General features: G+C 62.4%; 8 protein-coding genes. 4 read left to right on the forward strand and 4 right to left on the reverse strand.

Translation table 11 applies throughout. From position 1 onward, the window contains the following. The 3 genes from AB4Z11_RS19955 to AB4Z11_RS19965 form a co-directional block, all read right to left on the reverse strand. Window positions 1–353, reverse strand: a 353-nt coding sequence (locus tag AB4Z11_RS19955; protein ID WP_442027145.1) for a ferritin-like domain-containing protein, incomplete at its 3' end; no start/stop codon positions are given. A 22-nt stretch (window positions 354–375) separates the two neighbouring features. Continuing rightward, window positions 376–1,248: an OmpA family protein gene (locus AB4Z11_RS19960; RefSeq protein ID WP_442027147.1), complete on the reverse strand. Its 873-nt coding sequence runs from the start codon at window positions 1,246–1,248 to the stop codon at window positions 376–378. A gap of 16 nt (window positions 1,249–1,264) precedes the next feature. After that, the gene (locus AB4Z11_RS19965; protein WP_442027149.1) at window positions 1,265–1,648 is read right to left on the reverse strand and encodes a DUF4398 domain-containing protein; all 384 of its coding nucleotides are present in this window, start codon (window positions 1,646–1,648) and stop codon (window positions 1,265–1,267) included. Between the two features lie 170 nt (window positions 1,649–1,818). Between AB4Z11_RS19965 and AB4Z11_RS19970 the strand changes: the two genes are divergently transcribed. The 3 genes from AB4Z11_RS19970 to AB4Z11_RS19980 all read left to right on the forward strand — a co-directional run bounded on the left by AB4Z11_RS19970 (window position 1,819) and on the right by AB4Z11_RS19980 (window position 4,504). After that, a complete protein-coding gene (locus AB4Z11_RS19970; protein ID WP_442027150.1) occupies window positions 1,819–3,855 on the forward strand; it encodes an AsmA family protein in 2,037 nt (678 codons plus the stop codon). Between the two features lie 100 nt (window positions 3,856–3,955). Then, on the forward strand, window positions 3,956–4,261 hold the full coding sequence (locus AB4Z11_RS19975) for a BON domain-containing protein (protein ID WP_442027151.1): 306 nt from the start codon (window positions 3,956–3,958) through the stop codon (window positions 4,259–4,261). A 27-nt stretch (window positions 4,262–4,288) separates the two neighbouring features. Continuing rightward, window positions 4,289–4,504, forward strand: a complete 216-nt coding sequence (locus tag AB4Z11_RS19980; protein ID WP_442027153.1) for a glycine zipper 2TM domain-containing protein — start codon at window positions 4,289–4,291, stop codon at window positions 4,502–4,504. Here AB4Z11_RS19980 and AB4Z11_RS19985 read toward each other — a convergent pair. After that, window positions 4,501–5,247 (reverse strand): Crp/Fnr family transcriptional regulator, encoded by a 747-nt coding sequence (locus tag AB4Z11_RS19985; RefSeq protein WP_442027154.1) that lies wholly within the window; start codon window positions 5,245–5,247, stop codon window positions 4,501–4,503. The genes AB4Z11_RS19980 and AB4Z11_RS19985 overlap by 4 nt on opposite strands. 127 nt (window positions 5,248–5,374) lie before the next feature. Here AB4Z11_RS19985 and AB4Z11_RS19990 point away from each other — a divergent pair, with 127 nt between their 5' ends. Then, on the forward strand, window positions 5,375–6,055 hold the full coding sequence (locus AB4Z11_RS19990; RefSeq protein WP_442027156.1) for a glycine zipper 2TM domain-containing protein: 681 nt from the start codon (window positions 5,375–5,377) through the stop codon (window positions 6,053–6,055). The last annotated feature ends 22 nt before the right edge of the window (window positions 6,056–6,077 follow it).

Below are 6,077 nucleotides of genomic sequence, written 5' to 3' on the forward strand. Positions count from 1 at the left end.
TCATCATACTCGGCATGGCTACGGTCGAGCAACGTTGCAGGATTGTAATCCGGATCACCGTTGAGCTGCACGATGCGTTCCGCGATCCAGTCCGCATGCTCCTGTTCCTGGGTGGCGTGCTCCAGGAACTCAGCCTTGATGGCGGCGTTCTGCAGGCCGGTTACGGTGTAGTAGTGACGCTTGTAGCGGTTGATGCAGACCAGTTCAGTGGCCAGCGCTTCGTTCAGCATTTTCAGTACGGCAGTACGGTCGCCTTTATAGCCGACGGTCACGGGACCGTCGGCCAGATTGGCGGCTGCCGCGCGCACGGCAGCCTTATCGATGCCGCGCGGGGTTTGATTCATATCAGCCATGGGGTTCTTCCTTCAGATCAGGTTAGCGGCGCGTGATGGGAGGACGGCCGGCCTCGGAAAGCACGATCTCCACACGGCGGTTCAGCTGGCGATCGCTGGCCGTTGCATTGCTGGCCACCGGATACGCTTCGCCATAGCCGCGCGTGTCGATGCGCGAACGGTCCACGCCCATCTGCGACAGGGCCATACGCACGGACTCGGCGCGGCGCTGCGACAATTCGAGGTTGTGGGATGCGGTACCGGTGCTGTCGGTGAAGCCTTCAATCAGCACCGAGCGGTCCGGGTTATTTCGCAACACATCGGCCAGGCGCTGCGCGGTCTGCATGCCTTGCGCGGTCAGCATGGCCTGGTCGGTGTTGAACAGCACGTCGCCAAAGGTGATGACGATGCCACGCTCAGTCTGCTTGGCCTGCAAGTCGGCCAGCTGCTGCGCCAGATTATTGGCACGCTGTTCGGCATTGGCCGCCTGGCTCTGCGCCGCATTGGCCGCAGCGGCAGCTTCGTCAGCCTGGCGCTTGGCCGCGTCGGCTTCGGCGGTACGGGCTTCCAGGCGCAGCTGGTCACGCTGCTGGGCCGCATTGGCGACCTGCGCTTCCGCAGCCTTGGCGCGCGCGATTTCCTGCGCGCTGGCGACCTTCTGCTTGGCGACATAGGCCAGCTTGTCGATTTCCTCCAGGCTCTTGTTCTGCGCCGCGGCAGTGTTGGCCTGGTCCAGCGAACGGGTGGCGGAAGCCATTTCCATCGAAGCGTATTTCGCCACATTCGGATYGGCCTGCGCCATCGCATAGTCGCTGCGGGCCTGCTCGAGCGTGCTGGTGGTGGTTGGCGCGGTGCTGCAGGCGGACAGCGCAAAGGCCAGCGCCAGCAGCATGGGCTTGATGATGTGCTTGCTCATGATGATCTCCTTTCGCTTATCGGTTCACGCTGTTGGCGCGGTCCAGTTCTTCGCGCAGCACGCGAATGTCTTCCTGCAGCGCATTGGCGGCCTCGGTGGCCTTGGCGCTATTGGCCTTGCTTTGTGCCAGCTTGGCGTCGGCCTGAGCCTGCTGGGCCAGATCCTGCGCCGTGCGGTAGTCCTTGGCCGCCAGCGCCTGGTTGGCGCGCAACATCTTGTCGCGCGCGGCCGCCATTTCCGCCGGAGCCAGTTCGGGAGCGCCTGCCGAGGCGGCATTTGCCACAGCCTCTTTCGACACAGCCACATCGGCCGTTGCAGGCGCCTTCATGCTGCTGCAGGCGCTCAGCGCGACCACGCACAATGCGCACAGCAGGAATTGCACTCGATACAAAGAATCCATGATGGTCACTCCTTGTTGATTTTGCTGTAAGGGAGGTTATATAAGCTGCCGCGCTAGGCTTCAGTACGTTCCCGCACATAGACCCGGCATGTGCGCGAGCGAACAGTCAGCCGCGCCGGCGCCGTGCTAGGGTTGCCTTATCCCGTGCTGCCCAACAGAAAGGCCGATGTATGCCCATGCCACGCCGCACCAAGATCGCGCTCGCCGTCGGCGGGACCGTGGTCGCCATCCCCCTTATCGCCGTGGTGGTTCTGCTCAACTACGACTGGAACCATGCCCGTCCCTGGCTGAATGCAAAGGCCACCGAAGCCTTGCACCGTCCCGTCGCGATTCGCGGCGACCTCACGCTGAGCTGGCAGAAGCAGCCGGTGGCCCCGTCCGAGCGCACCTGGCGCGACTGGATTCCCTGGCCGCATTTACAGGCGCGCGATGTTCATATGGGCAATCCGCCCAATATGACGCAGGGCGATATGGCGGCGGCCAAGTCGCTGTCCTTCTCGCTCAATCCCTTCTCCCTGCTGCACAAGGAGATTGCCATTCCCGAGCTGCGCTTCGAATCGCCCCACGTCGAGCTGCTGCGCACGGACGCCACCACCAACAACTGGACCTTCGTCAAGAATCCGCCATCGAAATGGAAGATGGATCTCGACCGCGTGGTCTTCACGCAAGGCGTGGTGCACCTGGCGGACGAAGTCGAAAAAATCGATGCCACGGCCGAACTCGACACGCTGGCCAACGATCCCAAGTACAGCATCGGCTGGAAGCTGAGCGGCAACTGGAACAAGCAGACCATCACCGGCCACGGCAAGACCGGCGCCGTGCTGGCCTTGCAGGACTCCAGCCTGCCCTTCCCCGTGCAAGGCGACATCAAGGCCGGGCTGATCAACGTGGCGGCGGAAGGCACGCTGAAGAATCCCGTGCACCTGGCGGCCGTCGATATGCATCTGAAGGTGGGCGGCGCTTCGATGGCGCGGCTGTATCCCTTCACCGGCCTGGTGCTGCCCGAAACGCCGGCCTTTACCACCCAGGGCCACCTGCTCGGCAACCTGGCCAAGGGCGAAGCCAAATGGTCGTATGAAGACTTCACCGGCCGCGTCGGCGATAGCGACATCTCCGGCAAGCTGGCTTACCAGCAAGACAAGCCGCGCGGCCTGATGACGGGCAATGTGCGCTCCAGGCTGCTGCAGTTCAAAGACCTGGGACCGCTGATTGGCGCCGACTCCAACGCCAGCAAGGAAGCGCGCGGCGTGGCGCCGAACCAGCCGAGCGACAAGCTGCTGCCGGTGGAAAAATTCAAGACCGAGCGCTGGACTGCGCTCGATGCCAACGTCACCTTCCGCGCCGAGCACATCGTGCGCACCAAGCAGCTGCCGGTCAGCAATTTGTACACCGAGTTCCACCTCAAGGATGGCGTCCTCAAACTGACGCCGCTGAACTTCGACTTCGCCGGCGGCAATCTGGCGTCCACCGTCAAACTGGACGGCAGCGGCAACAAGGTCAAGGATGCCATTGCCGCCGAATTGTCTGCCACAGGCAAGCACATCAAGCTGAAGGAACTCTTCCCGAATATGCCGCAGATCCAGGCCACGGTGGGCGAAATCAATGCAGAAGCCAAGCTCAGCGCAACGGGCAATTCGGTGGCGACCCTGATGGCCTCGTCCAATGGCGAACTGAAGGCACTCATCAATGACGGCACCATCAGCAAACTGTTGCTGGAGCAAATGGGCCTGAACATCGGCAACGTTGTGCTGGCCAAACTATTCGGCGACAAGCCGGTGCATCTCAACTGCCTGGCCGGCGATTTCGCAGTCGAGAAAGGCGTGGCGCAGACCCGTACCCTGATCATGGACACGGAAGACGCCGTGGTCCACGTGAACGGCAACGTCAACCTCGCCAGCGAAGATATCGACCTGACGCTGAAGCCGGACTCCAAAGGCTTGCGCATCGTGTCGCTGCGCTCGCCCATCTACGTCAAGGGCACGCTCAAGCATCCCGACGTATCAATCGACAAGGGCGTGCTGGCCATGCGGGCCGGCGGCGCCATCGCCCTGGCCACGCTGGCGGCGCCGGTGGCCGCTCTGGCGCCTCTGATCAGCGGCGGCAGCGAGAAGGACAATAATTGTGCCGCCCTGCTGGCCGAAGCGAAAGAAAAGCCGGTCGCCCCGCCGCCCGGCAAACCGCTGAGCTCAAAGAAGGCGATAAAGTAACAAACCGTTACAGGGTGCGATGGCGAACAGATCGTTGCACCCCGGCTCCGTAATCTGACCCCATCGACGCGACAGCGCCGTTTCAGACAAGGAGCGTGTTATGAAGACCTTGACTTCTCCAACCACTGTGTTGTCCGGCCTCGTGCTGGCAGCGCTGGTGTCTTGTGCCAGCACTGAAGTCACCCCGCCAGCTTATGTGGGCGACAACCAGCTGGTCGGCAATGTGCAAGCCGCCATGGCCCAGCAAACCGGACTGAATCCGACCGAAATCACGGTGCAGAGCATGGACGGTGAAGTAACCCTGAGCGGCTTCCTCGATAGCCCGGACCAGATCGACAAGGCCGTGGCTACCGCCCGTAGCGTCAATGGCGTCAAGGTCGTCAAGAACGAAATGCGCCTGAAGTAAAACCAACTTGCAAACAAGGAGATCATCATGAAGAAGCTTGCTATCACTCTCACTATGGCCGCCGCAGCAATGAGCCTGGGTGCCTGCTCCTCGATGTCGCAGCAGGATAAGAACACTGCCGTGGGCGCTGGTGTCGGCGCAGTGGCCGGTTCCGTGCTGTCCGGTGGTTCCGCTCTGGGTACAGTGGGTGGCGCTGCCGTGGGTGGCGTGATCGGTAACCAGGTCAACAAGCCTAGCCGTTAAAGAAATACGCTGCCCATCCCGATACTGCCGCTGTCTTTGACCAGTTCATAGCAGCGGCAGGACACCGCCTCCAGTCCCGCCGAATCCAGAATTTCAATATTGCCCCGGCTGTAGCTGATCAGTTTTTGCTGTTGCAGCGCGCTGGCCGCCTTGGTCACACCAACCCGGCGCACGCCCAGCGCATGGGCCAGAAACTCATGGGTCATGTGGAATTTTTCCGACTGCAAGCGATCGCGCGTAATCAGCAGCGAGCGCGCCAGACGGGCTTCCAGCACATGAAAGCGGCTGCAGACGGCAATCTGGATGGCCTGTGCCAGCAGCGTATCCGTATAACGGTGCAACAGATRCTGCAGCGACTCCATATGGGCAAACTCACCGCAAAAGTCGGACGCTTCCATGCGCAGGCAATGCCCGCTGCGCTGCACCAGCGCCCTCACCTGGGCTTGCTGGTGGCCGAGTGCCACCGAAGCGCCGATCATGCCTTCCCGCCCCACTGCGCCGACTTCCAAGGTCATGCGGCCGTCGGCCACGCCCAGCAAGGACACCAGAGCATCGATGGGAAAGTAAATGTGCTGAATTTGCTGGCCGGGCTCGAACAAGGCCTGGCCCACATCCACCTCGACCAGCTCGCACAAAGACTGGATATGGTCCAGATCTTCGTCCGGCAGGCTGGCCAGCAGGCGGTTGCCAGAGCGCTGCGGTGAAGGGTTGCTGCGGTGCGCAGTGTCGAGAGTCAAAGTCATCGCATAGGGCCTGATGGGTTTTAGCCGGAGCGTAGCGGCAATTATTTCCGATGTATGTACGCTGACGCACGGAAGCAGCTRGCCCAGCCGCCGACAATGAACATGTCAAAAAGAAAGGAACAGAATCATGGAACATCCCAATACTCCTGTTCGCTATACCACCCACCCGGTCCTGCTGATTGCGGCCATCGCTGTCGTGTTGTTCTGCACGGTCGGCCTGGCGGCACTCCTGGGCTGGCTGCCAAGCTCGAATGGCAGCAGCACCCCGTCCGGCCCGGCGCTGAGCGCCGTGCCGGCGGGCCAGTATTCCAACGCTCCGATGGGGCCGCCGGTCGCCGATACGCAGACCCAGATTGCCTTGCAAAAGGCGGCCCAGCCCGCGCCGCCGCGCTATGACACCAGCGGCACCACCTATGGCCAAAGCACCGGTTCCGGCTATGCTGAAGAAGAGCGCGTGGCGCAAGCCGCGCCAGCCGTCTGCCACAGCTGCGGCGTGGTGGAATCGGTAACCGGCGTAAGGCACCGTGCCCAGGGTAGCGGCCTCGGCGCCGGCGCCGGCGCCGTGGTCGGCGGCCTGCTGGGCAACCAGATCGGCGGCGGTACCGGCCGTACCCTGGCCACTGCCGCCGGCGCCGTTGGCGGCGCGGTGCTGGGCAATCAGGTGGAAGGCAATATGAAGGCCTACACCTCGTACGACGTCCGTGTGCGCATGGACGATGGCAAGTACCGCACCTTCCACACCAGCGCGGCTTCCTTCCAGGCTGGCGAACATGTGAAGGTCGTGAAGGGCGTTCTGCATCACCGATAAGTACGGCAACGTACAGATGGGA

Source organism: Pseudoduganella sp. RAF53_2, assembly GCF_052113985.1.
In the GTDB taxonomy this organism is placed as follows: Bacteria; Pseudomonadota; Gammaproteobacteria; order Burkholderiales; family Burkholderiaceae_D; genus Rugamonas.